Source organism: Sutterella wadsworthensis (assembly GCF_003315195.1).
GTDB classification, from domain to species: domain Bacteria; phylum Pseudomonadota; class Gammaproteobacteria; order Burkholderiales; family Burkholderiaceae_F; genus Sutterella; species Sutterella wadsworthensis.
The window spans coordinates 174,548-189,540 of the sequence record NZ_QNRV01000001.1 but is presented as its reverse complement, the minus strand read 5'-3'; the positions used below and the strand labels follow the sequence as shown (position 1 = coordinate 189,540).

The following is a 14,993-nucleotide window of genomic DNA, read 5'->3' as shown; positions in this document are numbered from 1 at the left end:
CATCAAGTCTTCATCGACGTGTCAACGGAGCGTCATGACAACTCTTGAAAATGCACGTCGTTGGAGGTCGATCCCTGAGCAGCTTGCGCAGCAAGCGCCCGAACCTCTGAAATCCAAGAACGCAGAATATTTTGGAGAACTCCATGCAGCGTCGTCTTTTCTTCCGCAATGCGGCCGGCCTATTCCTCGCTCCTGCCGCCATGCAGTTTGCCGGCACGGCCTCTGCCGCTACGCCGGCTGTCAGCCCGATCGAGCTGCCGCCCGCGGAAGACATCATTTCCTCCTTCGGCTGGGTAACGGACATCCACTACACCACCGCACCCACCCATACGATCCCGGCGGAAGACTCCATCCGCGTTTATTCGCACTCCCTTGCCAAACTCCATCAGGCCATTGACGTCTTCAATACGCGCAAGCTTGATTTCGCCATTGAACTCGGCGACTTTAAGGACTGCACGAAGACGGTTGACCGCGAACTGACCATCGGCTTCCTGCAGACGGTCGAATCGGCCTTCCGCCGTTATCAGGGCGACCGCTACCACGTCATGGGCAACCATGACTTCGACCAGATTTCACTCGGCGACTATCTCGCCAACACGAACAATGCGGGCGATGCCGACGGCAAGACCTACTATGCCTTCGTGAAGAACGGCGTGAAGTACATCGTCCTCGACGCCTGCTTCAACAACGATGAAGGCGAGCACTATTCGCTCGGCAAGCTCGACTGGCAGGTAGCCATCGTTCCGAAGATGGAAATGGAATGGTTCCGCAAAGAACTTGCAACCGGCAAGGAACCTGTCGTCGTCTTCTGCCACCAGCTCGTCAACACCTGGGACGAAAAGACGCAGAACATCCCCCACGCCTTCTTCGTGCAGAACGCCGCAGAAGTCGTCGATGCCATGGAAAAGAGCGGCCGCGTTCTGGCCTTTATCTGCGGCCACTTCCATAAGGGCGCCTACTCTGAACACAACGGCATCCACTACATCGTCAATCAGGGGCTTGTTGAACGCCCTCTCCCGCACAACGTTGCCGGCATGGTGCATATCGACAAGAACCACAACCTCTACGTTGAAGGTCTCTGGAACGAACGTTCCCACGTCTGCAAGAAGGCCTAAAACCCGCTTCGGGAAACGTTTCCAGCCAAACGCTCCCTTTGCGGCATCGGACTCTGCCGCGGGATGCGCCGAAGTTTTTGCGAACGGTCTTCGGCGCGCCCGCGGCGGTCCCGCAGCCGCACCCCTTTATTCGCCTCTATGTTCCTCTGAAGGCGCTTTCAGCCCGCTCTCGCCCGCTTTCTAAATGGGCCGAAGCGGGTTTTCTTTTTTTCGAGGACACCATAGGCGGATGCCGCTTTGGACATCCTGAAGAACAGAGTTCGGCCGCTAGAATAGAAGCAACAACTTCTTAGAAGACTTCCGCTATGAAGCCGCTGCGTCTATTCTCCACTCTCGCCCTGTCGGCCGTGATTGCGCTCTGCGCCGCCACAGCTTGGAAGCTACGTACTGCTGAAAATGCCGCGTCGGCCAATCGTGCCTGGGGCAATGTGGAAACACGGCAGACGTCGCTCGCCTTTGAAGCCTCCGGACGCATTGCGGCACTCCATAAAGAAGAAGGTGAATCCGTAGAAGCCGGCGAACTTTTAGGACAGCTCGATGATGAAGCGCTCCGAATCAGCCAGCGGCAGGCCGCTGCTGAACTCAAGCGCCTTCAAGCGCAGGCAGCGCTCGCGCATGAGGGCACTCGTGAGGAAGATATTGACGCAGCTCGCGCCAATGAAGCAGCAGCACGCGCTCAGCTCGAATACGCTTCGGCCACGCTTAAACGGCAGCAGGATCTGGTTCCCGTTGGCGCAGCCAGCCGCCAGATGCTCGACGATGCCCGGCGTGCCGAACATGCCGCACGCGAATCTCTGACTGCCGCAGCAGCCCAGCGCGCGGCAGCTGAAAAAGGACCGCGCGCGCAGGAAATTGCCGCTGCCGATGCCGCGGCAGAAGCCGCAGCTGCGTCGCTCGCAGCCCTTGACTACCAAATCCATCGGGGAGCGGTCCTCACGGCACCTTCAGCCGGCATCATTCGAGCCCGTCTTGCGGAACCCGGCGACATGGCCAGTCCCTCGCGAACCATCTACCAGCTTTCCGTTGCTGACCCCAAATGGATCCGCGCTTATCTCACTGAACGTCAGCTCGGCCTCGTGAAGGAAGGGACTTTGGCAACCGTTTTTACCGATACGGTTGGTCCCGTTGACGGCACCGTCGCCTTTGTCTCTGATACAGCCGAATTCACGCCGAAAACGGTGCAGACCGAGGACCTGCGCGCCAGTCTCGTCTATGAAGTGCGCATCACCGTACGAGATCCGGAGAACCGGCTTCGGCTCGGGCAGCCCGTGACCGTTGAGTTTGCGCAGCCGCGGAGTTCGCCGCATGACTGAGGCGCTGCCGCTCGTTGTCCGAGGGCTCGTTAAGACCTTCCCGGGCCCTGACGGCACGCCCTTTGCTGCCGTCGATCATCTCGATCTGGAATTGCCTGCGGAAGGTGAACTCGCTGCGGTTGTGGGTCCGGACGGCGCCGGGAAAACCACGCTCCTGCGGCTCTTGGCCGGCATACTGAGCCCGGATGCCGGCAGCATCAGCCTCTTTGGCCTCACTCCCGATACAGAAGACGAGCGCTTTACGCATACCGTCGGGTTTATGCCCCAAAAAACCGGACTCTATGAAGAACTCACCGTATTCGAGAACTTTTCCCTCTTCGGCCGGCTTCGCGGCCTTGCCGCTCACGAACTCCAATCCAAGTTTCAAGAGCTGATGACGCTCTCGGGCCTTGTCGGCTTTGAGAATCGGCTCGCAGGCAAGCTTTCGGGCGGCATGAAGCAAAAACTAGGCCTCGCCTGCGCACTTCTTGGAGAACCGAAGCTCCTGATTCTCGATGAACCTACGGTGGGCGTTGATCCGCTCTCACGCCGAGAACTCGGCCGCATTCTCGATGCCATGCGGCTGCGCTCGCAAATGACCGTAGTGATGTCAACGGCGTACCTGGATGAAGCCGAAACCGCTGACCGCGTCATCGTGCTCTCACGCGGCCGCATTGCCGCTCAAGGAAAGCCCCAGGCGCTTTGCGCTCCCCTGACGGGCCGAACATTCCGCGCTGAAGCGGTTGAAGCCGAGCACTCCTCAACGCTCGCCCGAACCCTGATGGAAGCAGCTGCACTCCCGCCCGGTCTGGCGCTTATCATTGACGCCGTGCCGCGGGGACGTTTCATTGACCTTTTGGCAGCCGCTCAGAGCGGCGCCAATGCATTATCACTTCGATTACGGCAGTCACTTCACTCGGGACCGTTGCCGGCCTTCCATTTGGCTCAGCGCCCGCCAACACTCGAAGATCTCCTCGCGGACCAAGGTTATCTGTCGTCTGATGCCGCTTCGGGCTCATCAGCATCCAAACTCAAGCATCTCCCGACGGCTGACGCCCAAAGCGAAAACCTCTATGCCCCGGCAGCACTTTTCCCCGGGGAATATGCAGTGGAGGCGATTGACCTCTCTCGGCGCTTTGGCAGCTTCACTGCCGTTGCCGACAGCACTTTTCAAGTGCGGCGCGGCGAAATCTTTGGGCTCCTTGGTCCCAACGGCGCCGGGAAAACGACGACCTTCCGCATGCTCTGCGGTCTGCTTGCGCCCACCACCGGCGACATTCGCGCAGCCGGCGCAGATCTGCGCCGCGCCAAATCCGCCGCCCGCGCCAGAGTCGGCTATGTTGCGCAGAAGTTTTCACTTTATGAACGGCTGACGGCACGGCAAAACCTCGAATATTTCGGCGAAGCCTATGGCGTCGCCGGTCAAAACCTTGCCCGCCGCATCGATGCATTAGCCGCCGAGCTCGGGCTTTCAGACGACCTTGAACGGCGCACAGCAGTGCTTCCCCTGGGTGCCAAGCGGGAGCTCGCTTTTGCCTGCGCGCTGATCCACCGGCCTGCCGTGCTTTTTCTCGATGAAGCCACGTCCGGAGCGGATCTCACTGCCAGACGCGCCTTCTGGCGGCGCATCGTCAGACTCTCCCAAGCCGGCACTACCATCGTCGTTACGACGCACTTCATGGAAGAAGCAGAGTACTGCGACCGAATTCTGATTCAAGACAATGGCCGTATATTGGCCTCCGGAACGCCATTAGAAGTCCGAACCCGCGCGAATGCCGAAAGTATCGATGAAGCTTTCCGGCAAATCGTGCTCAATGCTCGGCGCGCCGAAGCCGAAGACAAGCGCGCCAAGTCGTCGGAGGCCGCACGATGAACAGAGAACGCGGCAGACCTCAGCTCCGCTTTGGTGAGCAGCTTCTCATTTTGCTCGAGAAAGAATGGCTGCAGATGGTTCGCGATCCTGCCGTGATCTTCATGGGTGCGCTGCTGCCTGTCGTCCTCATTGTCCTCTTCGGCTGGGGGCTTTCGATGGATCTGCTCAAAGTGCCTGCAGTCTTCACGGCGGGCGAATCAACCGCCTTGACGGCAGAGGTTCGCGCCGCTTTCCGCGGAAGTCCCTACTTTGAACTCACTGAAGTGCCGTCGCGGCACGACGCCGAAAGGCTCTTTGCGGCCAGACGCACGGAAGTCATCATTGATTTGCCGCCCGGGTTCACGCGCGACGCCGCGATGGGCCGCGCTCAGATAGGACTTACCTTTCACGGCGTTGATGCGAGCGCAGCCTCGATCATCCGCACCTATGCCGCAGCTGTCGTCGCCGGACTCTCGCAGAAGATTGCGCTTCGTGAAGACTTTGCGCTGCTGGGAAGCTCTGCGGGCCCGCAGGCTCAGACGTCAGGAGCCGCAGCGCTTCTCTCCCGCACATGGTTCAACGAGGCCAACACCTCCGCCTGGTATCTGGTTCCGGGACTTTCCATCGTGGTGCTGACCCTCTCGGCAAGCTTTCTCGGGGCCATCATCATCGCTCGGGAGTGGGAACGCGGAACGCTTGAAATGCTCTCGGTAACGCCGGCGAGCCCAGGCGCCATTCTGGCGGCCAAGTTTCTCGTCAACTTTCTTTTGACGGCCGTGGGCGCCATGCTGGCATTTTTCGCAGCCGTATTCGTTTTTGAAGTCCCAGTGCGCGGCAGCCTCTGGCTGCTCGCGGCCACGATACTGCTTTATTCCGCCTGGGCCATTGCCTTTGGGCTGCTCCTCTCAGCCGTCTTCAAAAGTCAGTTTACGGCGATTCAGTTTGCCGTCATCGGCAGCTACCTGCCCTCCCTCATGCTCTCGGGATACCTCTTTGACTTGAGGAGTGTTCCTTGGTTCATCTCTGCCGTCGGCAGACTGATGCCGCCCACCTACGCCATTGAATCCGTGAAGATTCTCTATCTCTCAGGGGAGCCCGAGCGAATCGTGCTGGCCAACCTGGCCCTGCTGGCGGCCGCCGCACTCGGCTTCTTTGCGCTCGCGCTCGTGTTTGCCCGCAAGCGGCTGGATTGATATAGGTGCGCCGACATGATGATCAGGCAGTCTCTTCAGAACATTTGGGCGGCGTTCACCGCGTCGCTCCTGCGGTTGAAGGCACTCTCCAAAAAGGAGCTCATCACGCTCCTTCTCGATCCGAGTGTCCGCAGAATTCTCTTCGTGCCGATCCTCGCTCAGTCCATTCTGTTTGGCTACGGCGCTACCTTTAATCTGGAGGAAGCGCCTTACGTGCTCTATGACGCTTCTCAGACGCCGGATTCTCGAGCTTTGTCAGCAAGGCTTGAAGCCAACCGTATCTTTAAGCGCGCAGCGGAAGTGCCCTCAGCTCAGGCCTTTACGGCAGCCGTTGCCGACGGCCGCGCACTTGTCGGCTTTTGGATCCCTGAAGACTTTGCGCAAAAACTCGCACGCGGCGAAACCGCTCCCGTTTATGTCGCTGCTGACGCACGCAACACGACAACCGCCAATGTTGCAGTCGGCTACGCTGCGGCAATCATCGAAGAATTTAACGCATCCCGCCAAGTCCGATCGGTTCTGGAGCTTAAAGACCGCTACCGCTACAACGAAAACGGCATCACTCGCTGGAACATCATGACGGGACTGATTTTAGGCCTGGCGATGATTCAGGTGATGCTCCTCGCAGGGCTTGCAGTCTCGCGCGAGCGTGAGGAAGGATCCTTTGACATGATGCTGATGACGCCGCTCACCTCCGTCGAAATCCTCATCGGCAAGGCCGTGCCGCCAATCGTTATCGGCGTTCTTCAAAGCGCCATGATTTTTGCCGTCTGCCGCTGGTGGTTTGACATTCCTTTTGCGGGGTCGCTTGCTTTGCTCTTTGGCGTCGTGCTCCTTTTTGCGGCCAGCATCGTGGGGCTGGCACTCATGATTTCCGCCTGGGCGCAGACACTGCAGCAGTCGGTTGTAGCATGCTTCATTCTGCTGCTCCCTTCACTCGTCCTCTCCGGCCTCATGACGCCGACAGCAGCCATGCCCGAATGGATGCAGACCATTACCATTCTCAATCCCGTCCGCTACGGAATTCTCGTGGTGCGCATGATCTACTTTGAAAATGCCGGCATTTCTGAAATCGCCCCCTACCTCTGGCCGATGACACTGATTGCCGCAGCATCAGTGCCAGGCGCCGTATGGCTCTTCGGGCGAAAAGTAGCGTGACGCCATTAAGGCCGAACTCGAAGCCTTCCCACAAACATGCGGTTTCAAACTTCCGTCACTTGATTAAAAACTCCGGCGTTAAAGTACTCAGCAATCATCCATCATTTCAGCTTGGGCCAGTACGACGGCAAATGCTAAGGCTGCCGTACGCCTGCAATCATTTTGGAGCAGCATCATGAAGGGTCTCATTCTTATCAGTACCGTCGCTTTCTCGCTCGCTTCTTTTGCCGCCTCTGCATCTGAAGCCCCCTCCGAATCCGTCTGTTCACTCACTCACCTGAAACTGGTGGCGGATAAGGAGGGCCTCGATCCTGCAGGGGCTTTAGCCAAGGAATGCATCGGCAAAGGCTATACCGCCGCCAAGGCTTTCTTTGCGGAGGGCTACGACGCCGGCAAAGAGGGCGCCGTTTCGGGCTACGACAAAGCGAAGGAACTCGCCAAAGACGGCTATGAAGACGTCAAGGAAGGCTCCAAAGACGCTTACGACAAGGCCAAGGACGGCGTTGTCGAAGGTGCCGGCGCAGCTTGGAACGGACTCAAGGAAGCCGGGTCTTCTGTGAAAGAGTCGCTTTTTGGTTCCAAGAAATAATTATTGGAGAGAGCACCCGAAAAACCTCCGCGGTCAGTTAAATGTCCGCGGTTCTTTTCGGCCGGCAGACGTAGAATTCATTCTCTATGCTTTTCACTAGGACGGCAGGCTGACTGGGCGTAAAGCACATTGCACCCCTGCGGCAGCCCTTCACCATATAACAAGCAATTTCCAGACAATGTCAGGAGACAAGTTCATGACCGCATACACCGAAAAACAGTACGTTGAGGAAATGATCGCCACGCGTCGGAAGATCCACCAAACGCCCGAAGAAGGCTGGACGGAATTCCAAACCACCTGGCTGGTCGCAGAGCGGCTTCGTGCTTTAGGGCTTAAGGTGCTGCTCGGCACACAAGTCATCAATCCCAAAGCGGTGATGGGCCGTGATCCCAAGCTGGTGGAAGCCGCCATTAAGCGTGCGCTCGCTGCCGGCGTTCCGCAGAGCTTCATTGATGAAACGGGCGGCTACACCGGCGCTGTTGCGGTGCTTGAGACCGGCCGCCCCGGTCCCGTGACGGCTTTCCGCAGCGACATGGACTGCGTGCTCGTCACTGAATCCGACTCCCCCGATCATCTCCCGACCGCCTGCGGCTTCAGCTCCAAGCGCCCGGGCTTTATGCATGCCTGCGGCCACGACGGACACACTTCTGTTGCACTTGAAGTCTGCCGCTGGCTCGTTGATCACAAGGATCAGCTCAAAGGCACCATCAAGGTGCTCTTCCAGCCGGCCGAAGAAGGTGTCCGCGGCGCAGGCGCCATGGCTGCCTCGGGCGTGGTTGACGATGTTGACACTCTGATCGGCGCTCATGTCGGCACTTTCGCCAAGCTCGGCACGATCGGCCTTTGTGAAAGCGGGTTCCTCGCCTCCACCAAGATTGACGTTCACTTCCACGGCCGTCCGTCTCATGCGGGGGCCGACCCGGAAAAGGGCCGCAGCGCACTGATGGCCGCCTGCGCCGCCGCCATGATGATGCAGGGCATTCCGCGCAGCGGCGAAGGCACAACCCGCATTGCAGTAGGCCGGCTCAATGCCGGCGAAGGCCGCAATGTCACGCCCGTTCATGCCGATATGCAGCTCGAAGTGCGCGGCGAAACAGGTGAGATTAACCAGTACATGGTGAAGAACGTCGAGAACATCGTCGAAGGCGTCAAGCGCGCTTATGAAGTCGAAGCTGAAATCGTCAAGGCCGGCGAAGCCACAACGCTGCCCTCCTGCCCCGAAGTGCTCGATCTCATCGAATCGGTGGCCAAGACCGTTCCGGGCGTCGAGTCGATTGAACGCTTCAACAAGCCCTCGGGATCGGAAGACTGCACACTGCTCATTGAGCGGGTAGTTCAGCACGGCGGCCGCGGCGCTTATTTCCTCTTCGGCTGCAACCATCATGGTCATCACCGTGCCGATTTCGAAATTCAGGACGAAACCAGCCTGCCGATGGCCTTCAACATGTTTAAAGGTCTAGCACTGCGCCTCAACGGCATTTGATCGGCTTCGAGCCTGCCCGCTTTAAAGCGTCTGCGTTTACACATAAGTACTGTGCAGTCGGTTTGAAGCGCGCTTGAAAAGATGCCCTATCCCGCTGATTAACAAAGGATCGGCGGGATATTTTTTGTCCGTCAAAATCGCTTAACCGGTCTGTAGAATCTTTGTTCATACCTATTCACGGCAGCGGCAGGAGAAGAATTCAAATGGCTACCAGACGGCAGTACGGCACCACATGGTGGGGCGCAGCGTGGCTCGCTGCACTTGAAAAAGTCGATGATGCCAACCGGCTGCCGCGCGGCAAGTCCTACGCCAATACGGGACGCGTTGAACAGTTTTCATTAGCTGCCGACCGCCCCGGCTGCGTAGAAGCCTTTGTCTCAGGATCGGTCTACTATCCTTATGAAGTGACGGTCGGCATGAAGCCCATCTCGGCGAGGGATGCCAAACGACTGACCGCCGCCATTGCCGCCGACCCGGATTTGGTTGCCTCACTCATGGACGGCGAACTCCCGCACGGCATCGCCGATCTCTGCCGAGAGCTCGACATTGAGCTTTTTCCGCGAAGCTGGCGTTCCATGCAGCTTTCCTGCTCTTGCCCGGACTCTGCACGCGTGTGCAAGCATCTCGCCGCCGTGTTTTACGTGATGGCCGACCGTATCGACATCGACCCGTTCTTCATCTTCCGCTTCCGCGGGCTGGATCTGAAGGCCGAGATGCGTAAGTGCGGCATCGATGTGGACCGAGCTGTGAAGGTGAAGCCTCTCGATGCATCCGAAATTTTGTCCGGGAGCGCCGCTCTGATGAGCGAAAAAGAGAGCACTTATGCTGCTCAAAGCACCCCGCCGAACGAAAGCGCTCCAGCTCCTCTCGCCTCGGGATCCGCCGCCGATGCCGCCCTGCAAAGACTCCGAAGTCTTCCCTACGCCGGGCTTGAACCTTTAGGCGAAACCATCCTCAAACTGATCCCCAAGACCTCCGCCATCTCGAACAATCCAGACTGCACGGCCTTTACGCGCCAAGTCATGCGGCAAGCCAAACGAGAGGCCAGAAACGCCATTGCGGAGGCTTTCCTTTTAGAGAGCAGCCTCTCGCAAGGCATTGACGAGCGAATAGAGGCAGAAGCGGCCGACGAGGAACGGAGCAGCGGAACTCCTCTCCTCACGCCCAAAGCCGCCTGGAGCGCTTTTGCAGATCCATTTTTTCATGCAGAGGGTTCCGGCCGCAAAACCGCACAGCAGGCATGGGAGAAGGCTTTGGCAGAGATCAAAACACGTACGCTTCCAAAGCTCACGCTGGCCGCCAACAACCTCTCCTTTGTCATCGAGCTTGAACTGCCGGCAGCCTCAAGCCGGTCTCAGCCCAAATGTGTTCGGGTCGACTTCAGCGAATTCTTTTACGCGCTCCTCACCTCCCTTTCCCGCCGCGAAGCTCAGGCGCTCAGCCCGGAAATCGAATGCTGGCGTGAAACTGCAGCGGCCGCTGCGCACCTTCTCGAAAACGGCGCCCTCATCCCCGCTGCGGTTTCTACAGAAGCCATCAAGGACCCCGCGCCTCGCATCTGGTGGATACCGGCGCTCAGAAGCAAACCCGTGCGCCAATTGGTCAATGCTTTGGCTCAAGGCATTGCTCCGTGGGCAGACCGTATGGTCGAGTGCGACGCTGCACTCGGCCCTGACGGCGAAATCGACCCCAAACGTGCTGCGGTACTGCTGCTTTCTGCGGCCTTTTCGGGCTTCATCAACCGAGGCGTACTCGGCTGGAAGGCATTCAAAGGACCGTCCGACATCTTTGAAGCAGCGGCTGCCTGCTGCTCGCTCGACCAACTCGACGGCAAAGTCATGCCGTCAGCAGGCGAAGCGCTGGCACGCATGCTCAAGCCCTTCGCTTTGGGCGACGCCTATCCTTGGCGGCCGGTTCTAACCGTACGCAGCGCTAAAAAAGACTGTTTTGCCGTCAATTTCGGTATTCTCGGACGTTGTGCCGATCTGCAGAAAGCTGCTGAAAACGAACTATCGCGCCCGCTCTCGGCTGAGGATCTGCCTGAAAACGCTGCCCCTGAGGCCATTCCGAACATTCCCAGCAGCCCCGACATGCCGCCAGCCGCCCCGGATTCGGAAGCCCTTTTTCGCGAAGCGGATGCTGCTGCAGGTCGAGCCTCGTCTGCCTCCTTAAGCGCCGGCTCAAAAGAACCTCAGCTGCCGATGGATCGGCCGGTACTTCTGCGCACCTTGCTTAGCAATCCCGTCTGGGCAAACCACCGCTTTGCCGCACTCACCATTTTGAAAACTATTGCACAGGCCTTCCCAGTGCTCGACGGCATCCGCAAGCGCAAAGGCAAACCCGCATCGCTTCCCATGGAAGACTTGAAGGACTTTCTCTTTGACATTGCACCGCACCTCAGCATGCTCGGCATCACCCTGATGCTCCCGCAGGCCATGCGCAATCTTCTGCGGCCCAAGTTGGTGGGCGCTGCCGCCGCCAATATCGACTTCATGAAGAGTCCGCTGGGACGGGACGCCTTGGCAGCCTTCGATTGGAACGCTGCTGTCGGCGGCCGTCTTTTGTCGAAGGACGAATTCCAGGCCCTTGCCGGCAAAGCCGGACAGATCGTCCAGATCGGCGATGATTTCGTCTATCTCGATCCTGATGAAATCAACCGCATCAAGAAAACGCTTGACAACCCTCCGCCCATGACGGCGCTCGAACGGATGCGGGCCGTGATTACCGGCGAATTTGAGGGCGCCGAAATTGAAGTTTCCAATGACGTGAAGGAAGGGTTAAAGCGTATTACCGAAGTCACCGATATGAAGCCGCCCGAAGGCCTCCAGGCAACACTGCGTCCCTATCAGGCGCGCGGCTACTCGTGGCTCATGAAGAATACGAAGCTGGGCCTCGGTTCGCTCATTGCCGACGACATGGGACTGGGCAAAACGCTTCAGGTGATCAGCGCCGTGCTTGAACTGAAGAATACGGGAGAACTGAAAAAGAAAAAGGTCCTCGCCGTTCTGCCCACTACGCTCATCGCCAACTGGACCCGAGAGCTCACAAAGTTTGCCCCGACAGTGACTTTCGGCGTATACCACGGCGCCGACAGGCAGCTGCCGGCGGGAGCCGACATGCCCGACGTGCTGCTGACGAGCTACGGCACGCTGCGCAGAGACTATGACTTGCTCTCTGCCCTGAAGTGGCGCCTTCTCATCATCGATGAAGCCCAGGCGGTGAAAAATCCCGGCACGGCGCAGACTGCAGCCGTGCGCGGCATCAAGGCGCAGCAGGTGATTGCCATGACGGGCACGCCGGTGGAAAACCGTCTGATGGAATTCTGGTCCATCCTCTCGACGGTACAGCCCAAGCTCCTCGGCTCCATGAAGGAATTCGCGGACGTCTTTGCGCGTCCGATTGAAGCCGATCATGACGAACGCGCGGCAGAAGCTTTCCGCCGCCTCACGGCGCCCTTCATGCTCCGACGGGTGAAAACTGATAAGTCCATCATTGCCGATCTGCCCGAAAAGAACACCATCGATCATTTCGCTCAGATGCATCTCGAACAAGCTGTGCTTTATCAAGAAACGCTTGATCGAATGCTTAAGCAAATCATGGAGGCCGAAAAATCGCCTGAAAACAACACGCCGGCCGGACGGATGGCGCGCCGAGGCCGTGTTCTTAAACTCATTACGAGCCTGAAGCAAATCTGCAACTCTCCGTCGCAGTTCCTGAAAACTTCATCTCTGACGCCCGATTCCGGCAAGGGCGATGCCCTCCTGGAAATCCTTTCGCAGTGCGCTGATACCGACCGCAAGGTGCTCATTTTTACGCAGTACCGCGAAATGGGCGAACGGCTTCAGGATTGGATTGCGCAAGCTCTCGGCGAGCGCCCCGACTTTCTGCACGGCGGCGTATCGGCAGAGGAGCGCATGAGAATGGTCGACCGCTTTCAGGAAGACCGCACCGTGCGAAGTTTCATTCTCTCCCTCAAGGCGGGCGGCACAGGGCTTAACCTTACCGCGGCGTCGGCCGTCATTCACTATGACCTCTGGTGGAATCCGGCCGTCGAGGCGCAGGCCACGGACCGGGCATTCCGCATCGGACAGCGCCGAGACGTGCTGGTGTACCGCTTCATTACCGCCGGTTCCTTTGAAGAGCGCATCAACGACATGCTGATGCAAAAACGCGACTTGGCCGACATGACGGTAGCCGCCGGTGAAAACTGGATCGGCGACCTTTCAGCAAGCGAGCTGGCTGCTGTTTTTAAGCTTGGCTAACCCCGAGCTCAAGAGCAGCTTCCGATGCACCCACGGCAATGGGGGTTTAAGACTGCAGCTCAATGCTGGCAGTGCGGGCACCAGAAAGTGGACCGCCCGCCCTGTTCAATACGGGCAATCGGCCGGCCGCAGATCGGACAGGGCTTCCCTTCGCGGCCGTAGACTGCACAAGCGAGCGGAAACCACCCGGTTTCGCCGCTCACGCCGTGAAAGTCATGGAGCGTAGAGCCGCCCGCCGCAATGGCGGTCTCCAAGGTTTTGCGAACAGACTCCAGGAGTCTGCCGGCACGCGCTTTCGAAATGGCATCCGCGGGCCGCGTCGGCCGAATGCCAGCCGCAAACAGCGCTTCTGAGCAGTAAATGTTGCCGCAGCCGACGACGATCTTTCCTGAGAGCAATACTTCCTTGATCGATCGATGCGTCTTCTGAAGTTCCGTATAAAAACGATCAGCCGTGAGCGTCGGATCCCAAGGCTCACAGCCAAGTTTCGTCAAGGGAAGCGACTTTCTCGGATCCGTCGTCATAAAGAGAATGGATCCGAAACGTCTTGGATCCGTATAACGAACCAGTACATCGCCAAAAACGATATCCGCGTGATCATGCTTATGGGCGCTCGGTGCCGGAAGAGACCAGATGCGCCATGAGCCGCTCATGCCCATATGCGTGAGGAGCCAGCGCTTCTCTCCAGCAGCGCTGCGGAAAGCCCAGATCAAGTATTTCGCCCGCCGCTCGAGATGCTCAAGCGTGAGTCCCGGCAGCAGCGCCGCCAGATCTTGGAGCGGTTCACGAAGCTTGGGCGTGCGGACATTAACGGCTGTGACGCTGCGGCCGACAATGGCCGGCGCAAGGCCGCGGCGGGTGACTTCAACTTCTGGAAGTTCAGGCATGAATCAAGTAGCTGCAAGGAAACACGAATGCCTGCCATTTTATGCCGGCCGCTTCTTCATGCCGCTTCCGCTTTGTCACTAAGAGAGCTCGCGCGTATAGAAATGCTTCAAAGCATCAAACAGGGCTGGGAACATAACGGTTCCGTGCACCTCATCTGGGAAATCCTGTCGGCGCACCTGCATGCCTTGAGACTGAAGTTTGCCAATAAAGTCTGAGACCAATGGATCTGCTGACAAGCGAGCCCCCGCTGCCGGCCGCTCAGCACTGCCGGTGCGGTCCTGGCGCGGCTTTGTGGCAAAGCCGAGATAGAGCCGCCGTCCCGGGCCGGCAGCAGCCTTGTCGCCCAAGCCGTCAGCCGCCGCTTTTTGAATGAGTCTGCGCTGATCCCACCAAAAGCTCGGATCCGCCGCAATAAAGTCATCAAATGCATGGGGCTGAGTGAGCACTGCATTGACGGTAAAGAGTCCGCCGAAGGAGTGACCGATCAGCGTACGGTGAATAATCCGCATGCCGTCAGGGAGCTGCGCTTCAACGGTCTGACGTAGTTCACCGGTGATGAAATCCAGAAAACGCCCTGCTCCGCCGCCTTGCAGCGAAGCCGCCGGATCCAGACGGCCTTGCCGATCTGCCGTTGAAGCCGAGGGCGTCAGATCACGCGTACGGTTCTCTTTATTTTCAATCCCCACCACCATCACCCCGCCAATGGTGCCGAGACGGGATTGTTCAAGCCACTGTGCATAAGCAGCCGCCGCCGCGAAGAAAGTTTCGCCGTCAAGAAGGTAGAGCACGTGCACGCCCTTCAAAGCGGCCTTCTGCCGGTCCGGCATGCGGATGCGCAGTGTCCGGATTTCTCCGAGCAAGGGTGAACGAATCTCTGCCTGAAAACCCGTTTCGAGTTTGTGTCCTCTTTTAAAAAACACCGGCTGCGGCACTGCTGACTGCACGGAATGGGACGCATCATGCACACCGATCGGACTCGGCGAAGCCGAGGCGGGCAAGACATTGAAGCCGACAGCATCCAAGCTGCCCAACAGAGCGGCAGAAAAAAGAACCTTGCGGCGAGAGAACCCGATTGAAGACATGACTAAATTACAAAAGAAAGAGATGCCGCAACTTTACTTCATGCGAATGATTCTTGTTGTCAACGGCAACTTTATTTTC

General features: G+C 58.5%; 10 protein-coding genes. 8 read left to right on the top strand and 2 right to left on the bottom strand.

All coding sequences use genetic code 11. The annotated features are described in order from the left end of the window. Positions 1-143 precede the first annotated feature (143 nt). The 8 genes from DES29_RS00670 to DES29_RS00635 all read left to right on the top strand — a co-directional run bounded on the left by DES29_RS00670 (position 144) and on the right by DES29_RS00635 (position 12,944). Positions 144-1,115 carry a metallophosphoesterase gene (locus tag DES29_RS00670; protein ID WP_005432300.1) on the top strand — a complete coding sequence of 324 codons (972 nt, stop codon included), beginning with the start codon at positions 144-146 and terminating at the stop codon, positions 1,113-1,115. 305 nt (positions 1,116-1,420) lie between these two features. Next, the gene (locus DES29_RS00665) at positions 1,421-2,428 is read left to right on the top strand and encodes an HlyD family secretion protein (RefSeq protein ID WP_113854301.1); all 1,008 of its coding nucleotides are present in this window, start codon (positions 1,421-1,423) and stop codon (positions 2,426-2,428) included. Continuing rightward, positions 2,421-4,280, top strand: coding sequence for an ATP-binding cassette domain-containing protein (locus tag DES29_RS00660; RefSeq protein WP_021995537.1), 1,860 nt, complete (start codon positions 2,421-2,423; stop codon positions 4,278-4,280). The genes DES29_RS00665 and DES29_RS00660 overlap by 8 nt, the downstream gene beginning before the upstream one ends. Next, positions 4,277-5,452 carry an ABC transporter permease gene (locus DES29_RS00655; RefSeq protein ID WP_113854299.1) on the top strand — a complete coding sequence of 392 codons (1,176 nt, stop codon included), beginning with the start codon at positions 4,277-4,279 and terminating at the stop codon, positions 5,450-5,452. The genes DES29_RS00660 and DES29_RS00655 overlap by 4 nt, the downstream gene beginning before the upstream one ends. Positions 5,453-5,467: 15 nt before the next feature. Continuing rightward, positions 5,468-6,610 carry an ABC transporter permease gene (locus DES29_RS00650; protein ID WP_021995535.1) on the top strand — a complete coding sequence of 381 codons (1,143 nt, stop codon included), beginning with the start codon at positions 5,468-5,470 and terminating at the stop codon, positions 6,608-6,610. A gap of 175 nt (positions 6,611-6,785) precedes the next feature. Continuing rightward, positions 6,786-7,199 carry a hypothetical protein gene (locus DES29_RS00645; RefSeq protein ID WP_021995534.1) on the top strand — a complete coding sequence of 138 codons (414 nt, stop codon included), beginning with the start codon at positions 6,786-6,788 and terminating at the stop codon, positions 7,197-7,199. A 196-nt stretch (positions 7,200-7,395) separates the two neighbouring features. Continuing rightward, positions 7,396-8,682: an amidohydrolase gene (locus DES29_RS00640; RefSeq protein ID WP_016474220.1), complete on the top strand. Its 1,287-nt coding sequence runs from the start codon at positions 7,396-7,398 to the stop codon at positions 8,680-8,682. A gap of 203 nt (positions 8,683-8,885) precedes the next feature. Beyond that, positions 8,886-12,944, top strand: coding sequence for an SNF2-related protein (locus DES29_RS00635; protein WP_113854297.1), 4,059 nt, complete (start codon positions 8,886-8,888; stop codon positions 12,942-12,944). Positions 12,945-13,003: 59 nt separating this feature from the next. Here DES29_RS00635 and mutM read toward each other — a convergent pair whose 3' ends face one another. Both mutM and DES29_RS00625 read right to left on the bottom strand, forming a co-directional pair. Next, positions 13,004-13,831, bottom strand: a complete 828-nt coding sequence (gene mutM / locus DES29_RS00630) for a bifunctional DNA-formamidopyrimidine glycosylase/DNA-(apurinic or apyrimidinic site) lyase (RefSeq protein WP_113854296.1) — start codon at positions 13,829-13,831, stop codon at positions 13,004-13,006. A gap of 78 nt (positions 13,832-13,909) precedes the next feature. Continuing rightward, entirely contained in the window at positions 13,910-14,914 is a 1,005-nt protein-coding gene (locus DES29_RS00625; protein WP_113854294.1) for an alpha/beta hydrolase, read from the bottom strand. Positions 14,915-14,993: the final 79 nt, after the last annotated feature.

What these genes read in the sequence shown, in the direction of transcription:
- DES29_RS00625 (WP_113854294.1), bottom strand. Translation starts at nt 14,914, where the DNA reads ATGTCTTCAATCGGGTTCTCTCGCCGCAAGGTTCTTTTTTCTGCCGCT.
- DES29_RS00670 (WP_005432300.1), top strand. Translation starts at nt 144, where the DNA reads ATGCAGCGTCGTCTTTTCTTCCGCAATGCGGCCGGCCTATTCCTCGCT.
- mutM (WP_113854296.1), bottom strand. Translation starts at nt 13,831, where the DNA reads ATGCCTGAACTTCCAGAAGTTGAAGTCACCCGCCGCGGCCTTGCGCCG.
- DES29_RS00645 (WP_021995534.1), top strand. Translation starts at nt 6,786, where the DNA reads ATGAAGGGTCTCATTCTTATCAGTACCGTCGCTTTCTCGCTCGCTTCT.
- DES29_RS00650 (WP_021995535.1), top strand. Translation starts at nt 5,468, where the DNA reads ATGATGATCAGGCAGTCTCTTCAGAACATTTGGGCGGCGTTCACCGCG.
- DES29_RS00655 (WP_113854299.1), top strand. Translation starts at nt 4,277, where the DNA reads ATGAACAGAGAACGCGGCAGACCTCAGCTCCGCTTTGGTGAGCAGCTT.
- DES29_RS00640 (WP_016474220.1), top strand. Translation starts at nt 7,396, where the DNA reads ATGACCGCATACACCGAAAAACAGTACGTTGAGGAAATGATCGCCACG.
- DES29_RS00635 (WP_113854297.1), top strand. Translation starts at nt 8,886, where the DNA reads ATGGCTACCAGACGGCAGTACGGCACCACATGGTGGGGCGCAGCGTGG.
- DES29_RS00665 (WP_113854301.1), top strand. Translation starts at nt 1,421, where the DNA reads ATGAAGCCGCTGCGTCTATTCTCCACTCTCGCCCTGTCGGCCGTGATT.
- DES29_RS00660 (WP_021995537.1), top strand. Translation starts at nt 2,421, where the DNA reads ATGACTGAGGCGCTGCCGCTCGTTGTCCGAGGGCTCGTTAAGACCTTC.